Here is an 18,137-nt window from a genome sequence, read left to right as displayed (position 1 = left end):
CCTAAAATAACCTAATTCAACCTATAACCTGAATATTATTCGAATGGAAACATCCGGTTTACACACCCTCGATTATGTAGTATTCTTTCTGTACTTTGTTGGCATACTTGGGTATGGTTACTGGGTATTTCGTAAAAAAAATGCTGATAATAATACGGCCAATGGGTATTTTCTGGCAGAGGGGTCTCTGACTTTCTGGGCGATTGGGGCTTCAATCATTGCCTCGAATATTTCGGCAGAACATTTTATAGGTATGTCGGGCTCAGGTTTTGCAATTGGCCTTGCGATTTCTTCTTATGAATGGATGGCAGCGGCATCGTTGCTTGTTGTAGCTGTATTTTTTCTACCGGTTTATCTCAAAAACAAGATTTATACCATGCCGCAGTTTTTAAGGCAGCGGTATAATCCGGTAGTAGCAACCACTATGGCTATCTTCTGGCTTTTGCTTTACGTTTTTGTGAACCTTACTTCTATTTTATATTTAGGGGCTTTGGCTTTGGAAGTAACTGCTGGGGTAGATTTTAACCTCTCAATTATTGGTCTTGCCATTTTTGCCATTATCATTACTATCGGCGGAATGAAAGTGATAGGTTATACCGATGTAATTCAGGTAGTGGTTTTGGTATTAGGTGGTTTGATTACTACTTATCTGGCAATGGATCTGGTGGCGAAGCACTTTGATAAACCCAATATTCTGAGTGCTTTTGGAACTTTGAAAGAGCAGACCGATGCGCATTTTCATATGATTTTGCCTAAGTCGAGTCCTTACTATAAAGACCTTCCGGGATTAACTGTAATTTTGGGTGCTATGTGGATTAATAATCTTAATTATTTTGGCTGTAATCAATATATTGTGCAACGTACTTTAGGGGCTGATTTAAAAACCGCGCGTCAGGGAATAGTATTCGCGGCTTTCCTGAAATTATTGATTCCGTTGATTGTAGTTATTCCGGGTATTGCGGCTTTTGTATTGTATCAGAATGGTGTATTTCAGAAAGAAATGGTAGACGCGGCTGGAGTTGTTAAACCTGACCATGCTTACCCAGTTCTTTTAAACTTATTACCATCAGGGTTGAAAGGAATTGCGTTTGCTGCTTTAACGGCCGCCATTGTCGCATCCTTGGCAGGAAAAGCCAATAGTATTTCTACGATTTTCTCTTTAGATATTTATAAGATTTATATTAAACCCGATGCTTCAGACAAACATCTGGTAAGAGTAGGTCGTATCGCTGTTTGGGTAGCCATGGGTATTGCGGCTTTGATTGCGCCACAATTACGCGTGCTTGACCAGGCTTATCAATTTGTGCAGGAATATTCAAGTTTTATTACGCCGGGGGTATTTGCCATTTTCTTTTTAGGTTTATTCTGGAAACGTACTACTGGTACTGCGGCTTTAGTTGCTGCATTATTAACTATTCCTCTGTCTTTGGGCGGTAAAGTCTGGTTTTCGGAAGTTCCGTTTTTAGACCGTATGGGTATTATCTTCCTGATTCTGGTAGCTATTATGGTAGCTCTTAGTTTGACATCTAAGAGTGCTGATAATTCTAAAGGATTGGATATTGGCGTACCTAAGCCTAATTTTACGACTGGATTTATTATTTACAGTACTATTATCTGTGGAATTTTAGTTGCTTTGTATACTGCGTTTTGGTGAGAATAGATTATTCTCACTACTATCAAATGTTTTATTAATAAATGCGAACCGGGAGGTTCGCGCCACAAGAATTAACAATGCTTTTAACGACCAAAGAAATATTCAAGAAGAGTTATGGCAAGTATGGTATTCCTGCCGTAAACGTATTTTTTATGGAAGAGGTACATGGCCTTTTTGCAGCTGCAGAAAAAGCCAATGCTCCTTTTATTGTACAGACTACACCATTTGCGCGTGATTATGCACACCCAAAGATGTTGCTTGCGATGATTGAGGCAGCCGCTAAGATTTATCCTAAAGTAGTGTATGCCGTACATGTTGACCACGGCGTAGAAGAGCACATTTATGATGCGATTGATAGTAGTGGCTATAGCTCGGTGATGATTGATGCTTCGCATGATGATTTTGATACCAATGTAGCGCGCACCAAAGCAGTAGTTGACAGAGCGCATGCCAAAGGCATCAGCGTAGAAGCTGAATTAGGTGTATTGGCAGGGATTGAAGATGATATAGTGATTGAAGCCGGAAAATCGTCTTATACAAATCCGAAAGATGTAGAAAGATTTGTGAAAGCGACTGATTGTGATTGTCTGGCAATTGCCGTTGGAACAAGCCACGGGGCCTATAAATTCAAAGGAAAGCAAGGCATTCAATTTCATATTCTGGAAGAAATTCAGCAGCGTTTACCTGAGTTTCCTTTGGTATTACATGGTGGTTCGTCTGTGAATCCAGAGGAAATTCGTCGGATTAATAATGCAGGCGGTGCTTTGAAAGAAGATGCACAGGGGGTATCGATGGCAGAAATCCAGAAAGCTATCAGTCTAGGCGTATGTAAAATTAATATTGCTACTGATACCCGATTACTATGGACAAGAGTAACCCGTGAATTTTTTAGAGATACACCTGAACAATTTGCCCCAACGACACCGGGTAAAGTTCTGATGGAAGAATACGTAAAATTCATGCTCAATAAATTTGACGATTTCGGCACTACAGGTAAAGGAATAGATTTCGGAATTAGCTAAATAATAATCACTAATTCGCCGCTACGGCGGACCGTTCAATCACTAATTCACCATTGAAATGACTATCAAGCTAACCGTTGCACAGGCAACTATAAAATTCTTAAAAAACCAGTTCATCGAAAGAGATGGTGTTGAACAGCCTTATTTTGGTGGTTGCTTCGGTATTTTCGGTCATGGTAATGTGGCTGGTTTGGGGCAAGCATTACAACAAAACCCTGATTTCAGATATTACCAATGCCGTAACGAGCAATCGATGGTACATACTGCCGTTGCTTATGCCAAGGTGAAAAACCGCTTAGGGGCTATGGTTTGTACTAGTTCTATTGGGCCTGGTGCTACTAACATGATTACCGGAGCTGCTTTGGCTACGATTAATCGCCTGCCTGTGCTGCTATTACCCGGTGATATTTTTGCCACACGTGAGCCGAACCCTGTTTTACAACAATTAGAAAGTAGTGTTACACAAGATATATCGGTGAATGATTGTTTCAAACCGGTATCCAAATACTGGGATAGAATCAGCAGACCTGAGCAATTGATTTACTCTTTGCCGGAAGTGATGCGCGTGTTAACCTCGCAGGCGGAAATGGGTACTGTTACCCTATCTATGCCGCAGGATGTGCAGACATTCGCTTACGATTATCCTGAAGAATTATTTAAGAAAAGAGTATGGAACGTGGCTCGCCCTCGGCCGGATGTGGTTGCTTTGAAAAAGGCGGCTGAATTGATTCGTCATTCAAAATCTCCTGTAATTGTGGCAGGTGGTGGGGCTACTTATAGCGATGCCAACGTAGTACTACATCAATTTGCCACTAAAACGGGTATTCCTGTGGGCGAAACCTTTGCAGGCAAAGGAGCAGTTCGTTACGATGCACCTTACGCTATCGGCGGATTGGGTGCTACGGGTACTAAGTATGCCATTGAAATTGCCAATGAGGCTGATGTGGTGATTGGCATTGGTACACGTTATAGTGACTTTACTACGGCTTCGAAATCTATTTTCCAGAATCCTGACGTGAAGTTTGTCAATATAAATATCTCAGACTTCGATGCGTTTAAGCATGCGGCTTTACCATTGGTGGGTGATGCGAAAGCGACTTTGGAAGAACTAGCTGAGTTATTAGGTGATTTTGAAGTTTCGGCTGATTATAGAACCAGAGTTCAACAAATGAATAAAGCATGGGATGATGAAGTAACCCAGATTTATGCAGAAGGTAATGGAACTGTCCCTCCTATTGATCAGGCTATTGTTATTGGTACTTTGAATAGTTTCATGGACGACCGTGATATTATGATTAATGCTTCCGGTTCTGCTCCGGGGGATTTGCATAAACTCTGGCGTGCTACCGATCCTAAGAATTTCCATTTAGAATATGGATTCTCTACTATGGGTTATGAGATTGCCGCAGGTTTAGGTGCTAAAATGGCTGATACATCGCGTGAAGTTTATGTGATTTGTGGCGATGGTGGTTATCTGATGAATAATCATGAGATTGTTACGGCTATTCAAGAGGGTTACCGATTTACTATTTTATTGCTTAATAATAATGGTTTTGCCAGTATCGGTGGATTATCACAAAGTATTGGTGGTGAGCGTTTCGGGACTAGATATGTGTATCGTGATGAAAATACCGGGCAGTTGTCAGGAGACTTCTTGCCAGTTGATCTGGCTAAAAATGCTGAAAGCTTAGGCGCGGTGGTTATCAAAGCTACTGATAGGGAATCTTTAGAAAATGCGCTGGCAGAATCTAAAAATCAAGACAGAACGACAGTTATTTACATAGAAACCAGTTTGTATCGTACAGTAAAAGGCTATAATGCCTGGTGGGAGGTTCCTATTGCTGAGGTTTCAGAATCAGAGGGCGTGCAAAAAGCCTATGAGACTTATAAGGAGAATAAAAAGACACAGAAGATTTATTTATAATATTTAATTATCTATTCAGGACATACAACGTACTAACGTATTATTCATATGAGTGCTCAAAATATTAAATTAGGTGTAGCGCCTATCAACTGGACAAATGACGATTTACCAGAATTAGGTGCCGAAAATACTTTCGAACAATGTATCAGCGAAATGGCTCTTGCAGGTTTTGAAGGCTGCGAGGTGGGTAACAAATATCCGCGTGATACGGAGGTTTTGAAAAAAGCTTTAAATCTTCGTAATCTGCAAATTGCCAATCAATGGTTCAGCTATGAGTTGACAACCAAATCATTGCAAGAAAATATCGTAGAATTCAATAAATTACTCGACTTTCTCGGAGCAATGGGTTGTACCATTGTAGGTGGAGGAGAAACCGGTAATAGCTGCCAGGGCAAACCAGTTCCGGTTTTTGAAGGAAAGGGCATGCTACATTCAGCCGCTGACTGGAAAAAGTATGGTGAGAATATGAATGAATTGGGTAAGATAGCCTCAGACAGAGGTTTTAAATTGTCTTTCCATCACCATATGGGTACTATTGTCCAGACAATGGAAGAGACTGACAGGTTTTTAGAAAATACGAACTCAGATTATGTATTTTTGAACTATGATTGTGGGCATTTCTATTTTGCAGGTGAAGACCCGGTTACCGCATTAAAAAAATATGTTAGCCGTGTAGGACATGTGCATTTGAAAGATATTCGCCCGAAAATGTTACAAAAAGTGCATGATGAAAAATGGAGCTTTTTGACTGCCGTTAAAAATGGTACGTTTACAGTTCCGGGAGATGTTGAGGGATGTATTAATTTTCCGGCAATATTTTCTATCTTGCAGGAGAATCATTATAAAGGCTGGGCGATAGTAGAGGCCGAACAAGATCCTGCGAAGGCCAATCCTTTAGAATATGCCTTAATAGCAAGAAATTATATAAAAAAGAACCTCGGTATATGAGTGGACAGTCTCAAATTACCATTAAAGATATTGCCAGAAAATTCAAATGTTCGCCCTCGACAGTGTCGAGGGCATTGAATGACCACGATGCTATCAATATTGATACCCGTAAAACCATTCAGGAATACGCTAAAAAAATGAATTACCAACGAAATCAGGTTTCGTTGAGCTTATTAAATAAAAAGACCTATTCGCTAGGCGTTGTTGTCCCCTCCCTTAAATATAGTAACCTTGAAGCCTCGGTGATTGAAGGCTTGCAATCTGTTTTACAACCTTTAGGTTATACCATCAGCATCTTTATTTCGCAGGAGAGTCATGAGATTGAAGCACAAAATGTTGAGCAATTGTTAGCCAGCCGCGTGGATGCTATTTTCTTATCGGTGAGCCAAGAGACTTATAATCTGGGTTTCTACGGGCATTTTGATAGAATTATCAATGCTAATAAAAGCCTTATCTTTATTGACCGCGATTACGAGGGCTTTAAATCAAGCCGTGTAGTAGTGGACGATTATCAGGGAGCTTATATTGCGGTAGAACATCTCATAAAAATGGGCTGTAAAAGAATTGCCCATCTGAAAGGACCGAGTGGTACTTCTGTATCAGAAAAGCGTTTAGAGGGCTATATAGATGCCCTTAAAAATAACAATATCCCAATTGATGAAGCCTTGATTCAGACTGCAGGTTTTCTTGCGGATAGAGCAATTTTCCCTACTAAAACTTTATTGGATAATCCGAATCGACCGGATGGGCTATTTGCGGTGAATGACCGTGTTGCCATTGGGGCTATTTCAGTGATTCGTTCGGAGGGATTAAGTGTACCAGGAGATATAGCGGTAGTTGGTTTTGATAATGACCCTTCATCGGCTTATACTATGCCTTCGTTGACTACCATTTCGCAGCCAAGTTTTGAAATTGGCAGAGAGGCTGCTCAGCTTTTTCTTAATTCGCAAAATGTAGAAAAAGAAGGAGAAGCAAAATTTGAAAAAATTATACTTCCCCCTGAGTTATTGATTCGTGAATCTTCTCTGAAGATCCTATAATATTCTTCTTAAGACAAAGTCTCTTTAAATAACTTTAAAGTACGTTCCCATGCCAGTTTTGCAGCTTCCGGACTATAGCGTGTTGGTGCCGTATCATTATTGAAAGCGTGGTTTGCACCTTCGTAAATATATATTTCATACTTGGTTCCGGCGGCTTTTAGTGCTGCTTCATAAGCGGGGATACCTGCATTCACTCTTTCATCCAGTCCACCATAGTGTAGCTGCAGTCTCGCCTTTATTTTAGGCACATCAAACGCATCAGCCTGTCGGCCATAGTAAGCTACTGCTGCATTTAAATCCGGTGAATTCACGGCTAACTGGTTAGCTAATCCCCCACCCCAACAAAAACCTACACAACCTGTTTTTCCGTTGCTTTCAGGTCTTGACTTTACATAGTCTAACCCTTTCAGGAAATTGTTTATATTTTTTTGTGCATCCAGTTTGGCAAATAAACCTCTTGCATCATCTTCGTTGGCGGGAGTGCCACCAAAGGGTGATAGTGCATCAACCGCTAAAGCTAAATAACCAGCTTTGGCAACACGACGCGCAACGTCTTTTATATGAGGATTCAAGCCTCTGTTCTCGTGTATTACAATCACTGAACCTAGTTTTCCTTTTGCATCTTTCGGTTTAGTCAGATAGCCTCGCATGGTTGTATCGTCTCCCGGGTAAGTAATGCTTTCTATCATTAAATCATCGTCTTCTTCGCTTACAGTTGCTGCATGTGCATAATTAACTTCTAAAAGAGGGAGAAGAGCCAAAGCCGCAGCGGTGCCTCCGGCAAGTTTGGCTAAGCGTTTCATAAATTCGTCACGGCTCAAAGGCTTGTGCGTGTACTCGTCAAACAAATTAATAATTTCTTGATTCATAAACTTATGCTTTAAATTTTTGAAATATTATACTTGTACTTAGAGATTATGTTGAGGCTTTTCAAAATTCAGCAGTCTTCACAGAAAAGTTCTATTTTTAATCACAACATTTATATTGCCAAAATTACAAAAAAGAAGCTTGTCGCAAAGCAACAAGCCTTTTTATTAACCTAATTTTATATTTAAAATCTTTATCGCCTCTTTTATTGACAAGAGAAAGATGATGTATCAGATCAAGAATCTATAAAACTCTGAATAATCTTATTTGGAGTTTTTTTTATTATAGACGAATATGATTAGGTTTAGGTTTCATCACTTATTTCATTTTAATAACTATTTAATAGACATTAAATCAATAAATATCCATTCCAACCTAAACTTTGTTCAAATCAACTAACAAAAAATATATGTTCAAACATCTATTATACCATCTGGCATATTTTCTCGACAAGTAAGCATAATTATCATAAAACAGTCGAGTTTTTTCGACAATAAGTCGGGAAAACACCCTAAACAGTATAAAAGCTTCCTCTTAGATTAATCATATAATTTGTTTATTAGAGAATAAGTACGTATTTCGTTATCATTTTTTCATTAGGCATGGTTATCCAATCTTTTCTTCAGCGATATCGAAACTTGATCGTTCATCTGGCATTCTGGTGTGCTTATTTTTCTTTTTTCTTTTATCAGATTGGCTTTCAGCATAGCGATGAAAAAAATCTTGCCCGCCTTCTGGCAGATGCAGTTGCTCATGTATCAGTTATCGCGGTTGCGAGCTATATGAATTACTTTTACTTTTTACCTCGATTCCTTAAACATAAAAATTTCTGGCGCTATCTTTTAGAATTTCTAATTCCCTTTTTTTTGTTGCATGTTTTTTTGATTTATGTAAAAAGACAGATATATGTTGATAGTGGCGATATTAACCGGATTAGGGTTGTCTATAGTACCAGTTTCTATATCAGAAGCTTTATAAGTGCCATTTTCATTGTCATTTTTGTGGGTATGCTTAAATTTGTTGAAGACTGGTTTGAGTTAGAAGCCAAAAAGAAAGAAATAGAAAACGAAAAACTGACTGCTGAATTAAGATTTCTGAAAGCACAGATTAACCCTCATTTTTTATTTAATACCCTTAATAATCTTTACTCATTGGCTTTTACTCATTCGCCCAATACAACAGAAGTGATAGCCAAACTTTCGAAGATGATGCGTTATATGCTCTATGATTCTAATCATCCGAAAGTACCCTTAGAGAAAGAGATAGAATATATTGAAAATTATATAAGTCTCGAAAAATTAAGACTGAATCATTCAATACCCATAGATTTTGAAGTAAAAGGTAAAACCAATCAGGTATTGATAGTACCTTTGGTGTTGATAGCATTTCTTGAAAATGCGTTTAAACATGGTGTTAATGGTAATGACCCAAATTCTTGGGTAAAAGTATTGCTGTATATTGATGGCAAGACTTGTATCTATAATGTAGAGAACAGTACTTTTATTTCTACCAACGGAAGAATTAAAGAAAGTTCGGGTATTGGCTTACAAAACTTAAAAAGACGACTGGAATTAAGCTATCCGAATGGTCATGAATTAAAGGTAGAGAAGAAAGACAACAAGCATAGTATACAATTAAAGATTGATTTGTGATGAAAATGAGGTGTATTATTGTTGAGGATGAACCCTTGGCGCGCAACTTACTAGAACAATATATACAAAAGCTGCCCTATCTGGAATTAGTAAAGTCATTTTCTAATCCTTTAGAGGCTTTAGATTTTTTGCAAACGAATACTGTTGACATACTTATTTCGGATATTCAGATGCCTGAATTGACTGGTATAAGTTTATTAAAGATTCTCCCTATTAAACCTCTCATTATTTTGACTACTGCATATCCTGAATATGCATTGGAAGGTTATGAATTAGATGTAATGGATTACTTATTGAAACCTATTACATTCGAAAGATTCTTACAGGCCATTGAAAAAGCCAAAGGTCGGTTACAGGTTATCAAGCAAGTAAAGGCTCAGGAAGTAAGCCCGGCAAAGCCCTTTATCTTTGTAAAAGATCGTACTAAACTGGTGAAACTTAAACTGGAAGACATAATATATGTAGAGGGGCTAAAAGATTATATTATTATTTATACCAAAGACAGGCGAATTGTTCCTCTACAAACCCTTAAATCTTTTGAGAATCAATTACCAGCTGATCAGTTTATCCGTATTCATAATTCTTATATTGTTTCCTTTGAAGCTATTGAGGCCATTGACAAGGAAAAAGTACAGATTATACCAATTACCTATCAGACTGGCACTCCGGCGAAAACCTTTCTTCCGATTAGTGATACTTATAGAAAGGCATTTAAAGAATTTATCGAGAAAAAAAGTGATTAATTTGAAGGTAATGTAAGATTTAGCTGACTGGTAGAATCAGGGAGATTTCTTCGGCTGCGCAATGAATCTAGTTTGGCGGCATTTTTTGCCTTGGTTTCTTCAAGAGTAGCACTTAGTAAGCCAACCAGATACTTTACATCATCGGTCTGGATAAAATCCGGGTTTTTCTGCACGGCTTCATAATTTTCCTGGTCACTATGTGTGTCCCAAACCGCTATTCTTAGTCCCTGGTTATGAGCTATTTCAATTTGCTCTGCCGAAATCAGATGAGTGGATATCGTGATCCCGTATATACCTAACTCTTTTGCTGTCGTTAATCCCTCCTCGAAACTTTCAGGATAAATAAATAGTCGATATTTATCCCGTTTACTTTGTAAAATCTTCAGAAATTCTTTGTCGTTTGATTCTATACAGATTTTTCTTTGCAAATCATATTTTTCGGCAATAACAATAATGGCATCTGCAAATTGATTAAGATACGCTGAATCATCTGTTGTTTCTCTATATAATTTACAATCGAAAGTAAAACGATATGCTCCTACGTTTGCTATGTTTGAAAATAGTTGCTCTAAAGATATAACTGCATAAGTCATATAGGGAGAGTCATTGTAACGTGCCCCCTTAATTTGCTCCCAGGTTAAAGAATTCACTACACCTTTCAAATCAGTCTTGGTCGATAAATCGCCATCATGAAAAGCTACCAATACCCCATCTTTGGTCATTTGTACATCCATTTCGGTGCCGTCTGTTCCCAAATTAATACAATTAGCAATAGATTCGAACGAATTCATTGGGTAAGTAGAAGCGATACCCATACCCCCATGCCCTAGAACTGTAATCAGATTACGATTAAGGTTATCAATCTCGAATATAATTTCTTCTTTCTCGCAGGAAGTAACACTTAATAAAAACAGAAGCAGGAGGATTTTATTCATAAACATTAACATTAAAAAGAGTAACCTATTGATAAGCCATACCAATGCCTGAACGATTCGTTCAATGAAATGATCGGGCTATAATTCACCCTTAATAGCATCCCCTGACTATTCTTCTGGTAGCGATAACCAATGTTAAGGTTAGAACTCAGCGTATTTTGTCTGGCAACTTTAAAATCAGAGGTACTGGCTCCAACGATACTTGTAAAAGTTTGTCCGATACCCACTTCTACATGATGGGTTTTACCATAATAAGCATTTAATGAGAAAGGGACTGTTATATCGGGATTGAGATTCGTTTCAAAATCACGAAGTCGATAAGTACCTACTCCTATCCTGCCTCCTATATGTAATTTCTTTTTCTGATAGAGCAATCGTTCGTAGTTGACAGAACCATATCCCCCCATCCCTAGTGCTTCTATGTAAACAGAATTTAAAGCCAGTGGTTTAGGTAAGACCTGTGCAAGCGCAGTTTCATAGAGAAAACAAAGTGGGCATACTACAAAAAAGATTAGTTTAGCATTCATAGAATACACTTATGTTGTTAGAATGACAGTTTTTTCATATAACAAGCATAATAGGTATAGTATACGAAGAAGACGTGTGTCAGAATAATTTGGTTGCAACAATAAATTATTCTACTGAAAGTTATAGAAACACTAACAATCACAAAATGGATAGCCATAGATTGAGATTCATCAAAAAAGTTTAATTTTGTATCAACAAAACATTATACCTATGCTTAACTCTAAGAAAATATTGACGTTCGCCTTAAGCCTGATATGCTTTTTCTTATTATCTATTTTATATACACAAGCACAGTATTATCCTGGTTATGGCCGGGGATATGGTGGCGGTTATGGTAGTGGAATGAATAGATATGGTAGTGATTTTGGTAATCCTAAACCAAAAGGTCCTTTAGACCCTGATGAAGTAGCAAAAGAAGAAACCAAGTGGATGGTAAAAAAGCTAAAACTGACCGATGAGCAGGAGATTCTGGTATCGTCATTAAATGAAGATTATGCTTATCAGCGTAAGGATATGTATGATAGAATCAAAAAAGATTTTGGTACTGAGCGCCCTACTCCTCAACAAATAAGTGATGCTAAAGATAAAATGGCTGCTCTTGAAGAAAAGCAAAATAAAGAATTAGAAAAAATACTGACTCCCGAACAATTTAAGATATATACGGATAAGAAAGCTGACGCCAAGAAAAAAAATAAACAATAAGATAGGTATCTCGTTATTAATTAGATACTGATAATTTTATTATTTATGGTTGCCCGATGCTCATTAAGTCTTTTATTAAAAGAATCTCTACTGTCTGTTGTTGCTTTGGTGCTACAATAATTTTTATATTTTTTTTCCAGTCTGTTTCTCGGGCACAAAGTACACATTTGTTGTCTGATTCTGTTTTGTTAAAACCACCGGATGAGCCTAAAAGAGGCCTGGGTTTTGTACTTAACTGGGATGCACGTAGTTCTTTTATCAAGAATAAACGCGTGAATATCTGGGGAGTGAATACCGGTATTGTTTTTGGAAAAAAAAGAAATCAGATGACTGTTGGTTATTATTGGCTAAACTTCAATTCTTACCAAAAACTGATTGATTTCAGAAGAAAAAACTCTAAACTGGTTAATCTGGACTCTTATACCAAAACAGATTTATATTTCTTTAGCCTGATGTACTGGAAAAACTTTATTGAAACCAGACGCTGGCGTTTGAGTATGCCTGTAGAGGTTGGCATTGGTGCCACCAAAAATCAAGGAACTGATTTATTAACAGATATTCAGATATGGAAGAGAAAGGATTTCTTTCTTCCGGTTCAGTCTGGATTATATGCGAAATGGAAAGCTACCCGATGGGTTGGTTTATCTGTACAAGGTGGATATAGATATGGATTAATATCGCAAAGTATTCATCAGAACTACGATGGCTTCTATTATAGTTTTGGGGCAGAGCTTCAGCCAGAATTATTCAAGGATGTTTCCAGATGGCTTTTCAAGAAGAAGAAGAAAAAGGAAGTCTCTATTTCAGCCAAGCCATAACTTCTGAATCAGGTTTGTTAGGTACACAATAAAATGAACAATTCAGAGTTTATAATATCCGGGAAGTTACTTATCAATAAAAATTTAATGATTAGATGATTTTATTTCATTAAATTTATATTGATTTCAAATAAGGGCCAGAATCAAGATTTAAGGCGAATAAATGGCTTAAAATTGAAGAAAAAATTTGGTAGCTATATTTTTCCCGTTCGTCTATAAATTCTTTGAAATATAAATTTTGCAGTATATAAAATTTGTATTAAATTTGACTTATCAAACAAAGAGACAGGGTCGGTAACGAATAAGTTTTAAGAAAATTATAAAATTTCTTGTTTTTTTACCAGAGTTTTTTTTAAATTTGTCCTATCAAAAATAAATAATTAAAAAAATACTTGTTTAGTTATTAATTTCGTTTTTATATTTGAATCTGAAATCATTACGAAAGAATTTGAGGAAAAGGTAAGATTTCAGGCGAATGCTTAAATTTTTTAAGCAATATTTTCATCAGAATAAAAATATTAAAGATAAAAGTTGTGTGGATTTAGTAGCGGGAAAGGCTGGAGTCATTTACTCCAGTCCTTTTTTTTTATACATCTACCTGTATTTTAATCCCTTTTTAACCTGCTATTAATAACAATTTTAATACCTTCTTCTAATTTTGTATCAAATAAGACGAACAGATAATTGATCTATCGCTTGTAAAAATTTTCAATTTGATATTATTATTAACGTAATATAGTTTTTTCATAAAAGTTGTGTGGATTCAATAGGACAAAGGCTGGGCAAGTTGACCCAGCTTTTTTTTTAAACCCTATCTTTATTTAAAGCCCCGCAAAGAGCGTTTTTTAAAGAGTTTATTTCATCGATAGTAAGATAATTTGTCAAACTGAGCGAAATGCTTTTAATCCGTTTTTAATTTCATATTAAAGCTATCTTCATGTGGCATTTTCAATTTTGTTACCATAATACTAAGTGGCACAACAGGCAATAGTATTACCAAATTTTAAATAAAATTTTTTCTGGATTTTATTTTATCAGATTTATTAATTAACTTAAAATTCAATATAACTATGCCGAACGATATGAGAGTTTTAGTAGTCGAAGATGAGCCTAAACTAGCTGAATTTGTAAAAAAAGGATTAGAAGAAAATGCATGCAATGTAGATATTGCTTATGACGGACAAATCGGTAAAAATATGGCGTTGAGTAATCCATACGATGTTTTAGTACTCGATGTAAATTTGCCTAAAATAAATGGTTTCGATTTAGCTCAACAACTCCGACAAGAGCAATTAGGTACGCCTATTCTGATGCTAACTGCGATGGGAAGTATCAATGATAAATTGGTAGGGTTTGGCGCCGGTGCAGATGATTATTTAGTAAAGCCTTTTGAATTCAGAGAATTATTGGTACGCCTGAGAGCCTTGCAACGCCGCTCAAGTGATATGTTGCCTCAGCAAAATATCCTGAAAGTAGCTGACCTTGAGTTGGATCTGAACGAAAAAGTTGCCAGACGCGGCCAAAATACCATTGATTTAACTGCCCGTGAGTTTGCTTTATTAGAATACCTGATGCGTAACAGAGGGCGTGTAGTATCACGTGTAGATATTGCTGAAAAGGTATGGGATATCCATTTTGACACAGGTACTAATACCATTGATGTATATATTAATTTCTTACGTAAAAAAATCGATAAAGATTTCACAACCAAGCTTATTCATACAGTAGTTGGTATGGGTTATATTCTGAAAGAAGATTAAGGATCCGGATGAAAATTGTAGATAGACAACCTTTGCGTGCTTCCCTGATCGTTTCCGTATTATTCGGGGCATTCTCTATTGTGATCTATAATTTTTATGCCGATTTCCGGCAGAAGGAATTCCTTAAAATTCTGAAACAGAATGCCATTTCACGTGAACGTTTATTAGCCGATAGTACTTCGCTTACACCTGAGATTCTCAAACGGATTGAGACTAACTCTGAGTTCAGAATGACTGGAGAAGCTACGGGTATTTATAACATCAACGGAACTGCTATTTATGTATCTTCAGCTGAAAAACAATTATCCCCTGCTTTGCTCAAACGAGTTCTAAAAAAAAGAGAGGTATCTATTGATAGTTTCGATGTCGACCGCATTTTGTTTCTCTACGAAATTCCTGAAACGCATAAAAAAGTAATTCTATCAGCCGCTGCCATTGACGATTTTGGTTATGCAAAGCAGGAAAGGCTGAGAGATTTATTGATTATCGGTACATTCATAGCCATTATTGTCATCATTCTGATGATGCGTTTTTTTGTGAAGCGTGATGTGAAGCCCATCGGGCAGATTGCTGATCGCATGGAGCAAATTACAGCACACGATTCCAATAAACGCTTACCGGAAGCTAATTTGCAGGATGAAGTAGGCCAAATGGCCCGAACATTTAATGATTTACTCGATCGCCTGGAATTTGCCTATACCCAGCAAAGGAATTTTGTATCGTATGTAACGCATGAACTGCGCACACCTCTCACAATTATGCAAGGGCAGGCAGAAGTAGCACTCATGAAAGACCGTACAAACGATGAATACCAACAGGCGCTGGAATCAGTGAAGGCTGAGGTGCAGGATATGATTAAGCTGGTTAATGAGTTACTTGAACTGGTAAGAGCCAATGCCGATGCACATCTGGTAGATTTAAGGCAAGTGCGGGTGGATGATTTATTATGGCAGGCACGTGGCCAATTGATGCAGAAAAAACCTCATTATGAAATAAATGTAGGTTTTGAGGAAGTGCCGGATTCGGAAGATGTAACGGTTATGGGCAATGGAGCGCTCCTAAAAATGGCCTTCATGAATATCATGGAAAATGCCTGTAAATATAGTTCTGAGCCGGTTTGTCAGGTATTGATTCACACCCGAAGAAAAGAGGTTGAGGTGAGATTTGTAGACCAGGGGTCTGGTATTTCGGAAGAAGATTTACAACATATATTCGAGCCTTTCTATCGTTCTGTGAATACGCATGAAGTATCCGGGCATGGAATTGGGCTTCCACTTACCAAAAGAATCATCGAAATTCATCGGGGAAAAATATCAATTGAATCAGAAGTTGGGAATGGTTCCACAATTATTATTATATTGCCGACAATTGATTAGCAATATAATTCTTCATGAAACTTCTTATTTTGGCTGGCGGGATGTCGTCCCGCATGAAAAAGGCATTGGATTCAGATTCCTCTCTTGACCCTCGGCTTATAGAACAGGCGAATACATTACCTAAATGTATGATTGGTGTAGGCAAAAATGGCCGGCCTTTCATGGATTATGTCCTGTATAATGCTTCAAAAGCGGGCATCAAAGAAGTAATATTGATCTTAAATCCGAAAGATACTGTTACACAGCCTCACTATGAAAACCTGACAGCAAATGGAAATAACTGGGGACTTACAATACGATTTGCCCGGCAATATATTCCTGATGGCCGTGAAAAACCATTAGGCACCAGCGATGCCATTGAACAGGCATTAGCCCAATTTCCATCCTGGCAGAATAGCCGCTTCATTGCTTGTAACGGAGACAATCTTTATCCGATAAAGGCTTTTCAATTATTATTAGCAGATACGCATCCGAATGCTATGCTCGATTGGGATACAGAAGGCTATACTATAGATCGTGTGCGCAATTGCGCTATTATCAAAAAAGATGAAGCAGGTTTCTTAATTGATTTGTTAGAAAAACCAAACGATGCCGAATGGGAGGAAATAGTCAATACTATGCCCCGAATTGGTATCAGCTGGAATATCTTTGCGTTTACGGCTAAAGAATTAATTCCTTTTCTGGAAAAAACGCCTTTACATCCTGTCCGAAATGAAAAAGAAATACCCGTAACCGTAAGGCTTTGGGCAAAAGAAGTTTCGAAAAGTATTTATACTATACCAATCTCAGATGTTTTACCGGATTTAACCAGTAAAAACGATATTGCTGAGATTCAGGGGATTTTAGAGAAAGAATACGGTGATTTTTAAGCTTCTTTTTCTACTACCAGATTTTTGGTCGGGTCAATCACAAACCATAACATAGATGCTACTATAAGGCAACCAGCTATCAGAAATAGTGGGTAATTGAAGTTACCTGTTTGGTTCACGATGATACCGAAAATTATAGTAATGAAAAAGCCGCCCAATTGTCCGGCAAAGTTCATAGCGCCTGCTACCGTTCCAGAATATTGCTTGCCAATATCAACGCAAACTGCAAAAGCTACTGGTAAGGTAAAGTCTTTTAATAAAACACAAAGGGCGAGTAAATAACCAGCTAATTGATTATCAGTTGTTAGGCCCGACGCCAGAAAACAGATACTAGAACTGCCTAAACCTAAAACTCCGACAACTCTTCTACCCAGTTTTAATCCATATTTCTTGGTCAGGAAATCACTGGCAAAGCCGCCTACCAGACAGCCGATTGCTCCTAAAAAATAAGATAGGGAAACGAATTTTTTGGCCTGATCTTCAGTCATGTGTCGGCCTTCCTGAAAATAGGTTGAAGACCAGTTGGTAAAGAAGTAAGACGCATAAAAGAATAAATGGCACATTAACATCAAGGCCCAAACGTTCGGATTCTTAATCACAATTTTCCAGTCCACATGATGGTCAGATGCTGTTTTTTTTCTGTTCGTCTCTATTTCCAGAACTTCTTCCTTAGTAATATCAGCCATTTCAGCAGGTGTGTCGCGAAACCAGAAGTACCAGGCAATTGCCCATAAAGCGCCAACAGCACCCAATATAAAAAAAGCCATACGCCAGCCTGCCGCATGAACTAATGGAATTACCAACAGTGGTGTCAGAGCTCCGCCTAATCGCCCTGCTGCCCAGATAACGGATTGCGCTCTACCAACCTCAACTGATGGAAACCAACGGGAAATAACAATAGAAGCATTAGGGAAAGCCCCTGCTTCGCCAGCGCCAAATAGAAAGCGAACAACTAATAAATAGATATAACTAAATGCGGTACCTGTAAGTGCCGTAAAACCCGACCACCACAATACTACTCTTGTCAATACTTTACGAGGGCCAATTTTATCACCTAAAATCCCGGTTGGTAATTCAAAAAGGGCATAAGATAGTGAGAATGCCCCTAAGATATAACCAAAAGATTCGTTATCTAAACCTAAATCTGACTTGACATACTTACTCACCACATTCATACAAACTCTGTCAAGATAGGTAATGATAGAAAGAAGGAATAAACCAAAAAGAACCTGGTAACGGATTTTCATAGAAATTTGGTAAGAATAGTATAATTTTAAGACAGGTAAATATAAGAAAAAT

At 37.6% G+C, this 18,137-nt stretch carries 16 protein-coding genes; 12 read left to right on the top strand and 4 right to left on the bottom strand.

Features of this window, described 5'->3' with window-relative positions:
* Positions 1 to 43: 43 nt before the first annotated feature.
* The 5 genes from ACYVFA_RS25130 (at position 44) to ACYVFA_RS25110 (ending at position 6,588) form a co-directional block, all read left to right on the top strand.
* Positions 44 to 1,654 carry a sodium/sugar symporter gene (locus ACYVFA_RS25130; protein WP_460474617.1) on the top strand — a complete coding sequence of 537 codons (1,611 nt, stop codon included), beginning with the start codon at positions 44 to 46 and terminating at the stop codon, positions 1,652 to 1,654.
* Between the two features lie 77 nt (positions 1,655 to 1,731).
* Entirely contained in the window at positions 1,732 to 2,676 is a 945-nt protein-coding gene (locus ACYVFA_RS25125) for a class II fructose-bisphosphate aldolase (protein WP_460474616.1), read from the top strand.
* 58 nt (positions 2,677 to 2,734) lie between these two features.
* Positions 2,735 to 4,600, top strand: a complete 1,866-nt coding sequence (gene iolD, locus ACYVFA_RS25120) for a 3D-(3,5/4)-trihydroxycyclohexane-1,2-dione acylhydrolase (decyclizing) (protein WP_460474615.1) — start codon at positions 2,735 to 2,737, stop codon at positions 4,598 to 4,600.
* 48 nt (positions 4,601 to 4,648) lie between these two features.
* A complete protein-coding gene (gene iolE / locus ACYVFA_RS25115) occupies positions 4,649 to 5,548 on the top strand; it encodes an IolE/MocC family protein (RefSeq protein WP_460474614.1) in 900 nt (299 codons plus the stop codon).
* Positions 5,545 to 6,588, top strand: a complete 1,044-nt coding sequence (locus ACYVFA_RS25110; protein WP_460474613.1) for a LacI family DNA-binding transcriptional regulator — start codon at positions 5,545 to 5,547, stop codon at positions 6,586 to 6,588. Before iolE ends, ACYVFA_RS25110 begins: the two co-directional genes overlap by 4 nt.
* Before the next feature lie 8 nt (positions 6,589 to 6,596).
* On the opposite strand, the gene ACYVFA_RS25105 is transcribed toward ACYVFA_RS25110, so the two are convergent.
* Positions 6,597 to 7,457, bottom strand: coding sequence for a dienelactone hydrolase family protein (locus tag ACYVFA_RS25105; protein ID WP_460474612.1), 861 nt, complete (start codon positions 7,455 to 7,457; stop codon positions 6,597 to 6,599).
* 864 nt (positions 7,458 to 8,321) lie between these two features.
* On the opposite strand from ACYVFA_RS25105, the gene ACYVFA_RS25100 reads away from it, so the two are divergent.
* On the top strand, positions 8,322 to 9,107 hold the full coding sequence (locus tag ACYVFA_RS25100; protein ID WP_460474611.1) for a sensor histidine kinase: 786 nt from the start codon (positions 8,322 to 8,324) through the stop codon (positions 9,105 to 9,107).
* Positions 9,107 to 9,850: a LytR/AlgR family response regulator transcription factor gene (locus ACYVFA_RS25095; RefSeq protein WP_460474610.1), complete on the top strand. Its 744-nt coding sequence runs from the start codon at positions 9,107 to 9,109 to the stop codon at positions 9,848 to 9,850. Before ACYVFA_RS25100 ends, ACYVFA_RS25095 begins: the two co-directional genes overlap by 1 nt.
* Here ACYVFA_RS25095 and ACYVFA_RS25090 read toward each other — a convergent pair.
* Entirely contained in the window at positions 9,847 to 10,785 is a 939-nt protein-coding gene (locus tag ACYVFA_RS25090; RefSeq protein ID WP_460474609.1) for a glycerophosphodiester phosphodiesterase, read from the bottom strand. The two genes, ACYVFA_RS25095 and ACYVFA_RS25090, sit on opposite strands and share 4 nt — an antisense overlap.
* 11 nt (positions 10,786 to 10,796) lie before the next feature.
* Positions 10,797 to 11,312, bottom strand: a complete 516-nt coding sequence (locus ACYVFA_RS25085; protein WP_460474608.1) for a hypothetical protein — start codon at positions 11,310 to 11,312, stop codon at positions 10,797 to 10,799.
* 211 nt (positions 11,313 to 11,523) lie between these two features.
* Here ACYVFA_RS25085 and ACYVFA_RS25080 point away from each other — a divergent pair, with 211 nt between their 5' ends.
* The 5 genes from ACYVFA_RS25080 to ACYVFA_RS25060 all read left to right on the top strand — a co-directional run bounded on the left by ACYVFA_RS25080 (position 11,524) and on the right by ACYVFA_RS25060 (position 16,838).
* The gene (locus ACYVFA_RS25080; RefSeq protein ID WP_460474607.1) at positions 11,524 to 12,015 is read left to right on the top strand and encodes a hypothetical protein; all 492 of its coding nucleotides are present in this window, start codon (positions 11,524 to 11,526) and stop codon (positions 12,013 to 12,015) included.
* 170 nt (positions 12,016 to 12,185) lie between these two features.
* Positions 12,186 to 12,833 (top strand): hypothetical protein, encoded by a 648-nt coding sequence (locus tag ACYVFA_RS25075; protein WP_460474606.1) that lies wholly within the window; start codon positions 12,186 to 12,188, stop codon positions 12,831 to 12,833.
* 1,082 nt (positions 12,834 to 13,915) lie between these two features.
* Positions 13,916 to 14,593, top strand: coding sequence for a response regulator transcription factor (locus tag ACYVFA_RS25070; protein ID WP_460474605.1), 678 nt, complete (start codon positions 13,916 to 13,918; stop codon positions 14,591 to 14,593).
* Positions 14,594 to 14,601: 8 nt separating this feature from the next.
* Complete coding sequence (locus ACYVFA_RS25065; protein ID WP_460474604.1) at positions 14,602 to 15,969, top strand: sensor histidine kinase; 1,368 nt, start codon at positions 14,602 to 14,604, stop codon at positions 15,967 to 15,969.
* A 14-nt stretch (positions 15,970 to 15,983) separates the two neighbouring features.
* Positions 15,984 to 16,838, top strand: coding sequence for a sugar phosphate nucleotidyltransferase (locus ACYVFA_RS25060; protein WP_460474603.1), 855 nt, complete (start codon positions 15,984 to 15,986; stop codon positions 16,836 to 16,838).
* On the opposite strand, the gene ACYVFA_RS25055 is transcribed toward ACYVFA_RS25060, so the two are convergent.
* Positions 16,835 to 18,085 (bottom strand): MFS transporter, encoded by a 1,251-nt coding sequence (locus tag ACYVFA_RS25055; RefSeq protein WP_460474602.1) that lies wholly within the window; start codon positions 18,083 to 18,085, stop codon positions 16,835 to 16,837. The two genes, ACYVFA_RS25060 and ACYVFA_RS25055, sit on opposite strands and share 4 nt — an antisense overlap.
* Positions 18,086 to 18,137: the final 52 nt, after the last annotated feature.

This window comes from Emticicia fontis, assembly GCF_054779675.1.
Note: the sequence above shows the minus strand (reverse complement) of the source record. Positions and strands in the feature narration are given on the sequence as shown.

Bases quoted from the DNA above. Each gene is read 5' to 3' on its own strand.
- ACYVFA_RS25130 (WP_460474617.1), top strand. From the start codon at position 44: ATGGAAACATCCGGTTTACACACCCTCGATTATGTAGTATTCTTTCTG.
- ACYVFA_RS25060 (WP_460474603.1), top strand. From the start codon at position 15,984: ATGAAACTTCTTATTTTGGCTGGCGGGATGTCGTCCCGCATGAAAAAG.
- ACYVFA_RS25065 (WP_460474604.1), top strand. From the start codon at position 14,602: ATGAAAATTGTAGATAGACAACCTTTGCGTGCTTCCCTGATCGTTTCC.
- ACYVFA_RS25085 (WP_460474608.1), bottom strand. From the start codon at position 11,312: ATGAATGCTAAACTAATCTTTTTTGTAGTATGCCCACTTTGTTTTCTC.
- ACYVFA_RS25105 (WP_460474612.1), bottom strand. From the start codon at position 7,457: ATGAATCAAGAAATTATTAATTTGTTTGACGAGTACACGCACAAGCCT.
- iolE (WP_460474614.1), top strand. From the start codon at position 4,649: ATGAGTGCTCAAAATATTAAATTAGGTGTAGCGCCTATCAACTGGACA.
- ACYVFA_RS25055 (WP_460474602.1), bottom strand. From the start codon at position 18,085: ATGAAAATCCGTTACCAGGTTCTTTTTGGTTTATTCCTTCTTTCTATC.
- ACYVFA_RS25110 (WP_460474613.1), top strand. From the start codon at position 5,545: ATGAGTGGACAGTCTCAAATTACCATTAAAGATATTGCCAGAAAATTC.
- ACYVFA_RS25095 (WP_460474610.1), top strand. From the start codon at position 9,107: ATGAAAATGAGGTGTATTATTGTTGAGGATGAACCCTTGGCGCGCAAC.
- ACYVFA_RS25125 (WP_460474616.1), top strand. From the start codon at position 1,732: ATGCTTTTAACGACCAAAGAAATATTCAAGAAGAGTTATGGCAAGTAT.
- ACYVFA_RS25070 (WP_460474605.1), top strand. From the start codon at position 13,916: ATGAGAGTTTTAGTAGTCGAAGATGAGCCTAAACTAGCTGAATTTGTA.
- iolD (WP_460474615.1), top strand. From the start codon at position 2,735: ATGACTATCAAGCTAACCGTTGCACAGGCAACTATAAAATTCTTAAAA.
- ACYVFA_RS25090 (WP_460474609.1), bottom strand. From the start codon at position 10,785: ATGAATAAAATCCTCCTGCTTCTGTTTTTATTAAGTGTTACTTCCTGC.
- ACYVFA_RS25080 (WP_460474607.1), top strand. From the start codon at position 11,524: ATGCTTAACTCTAAGAAAATATTGACGTTCGCCTTAAGCCTGATATGC.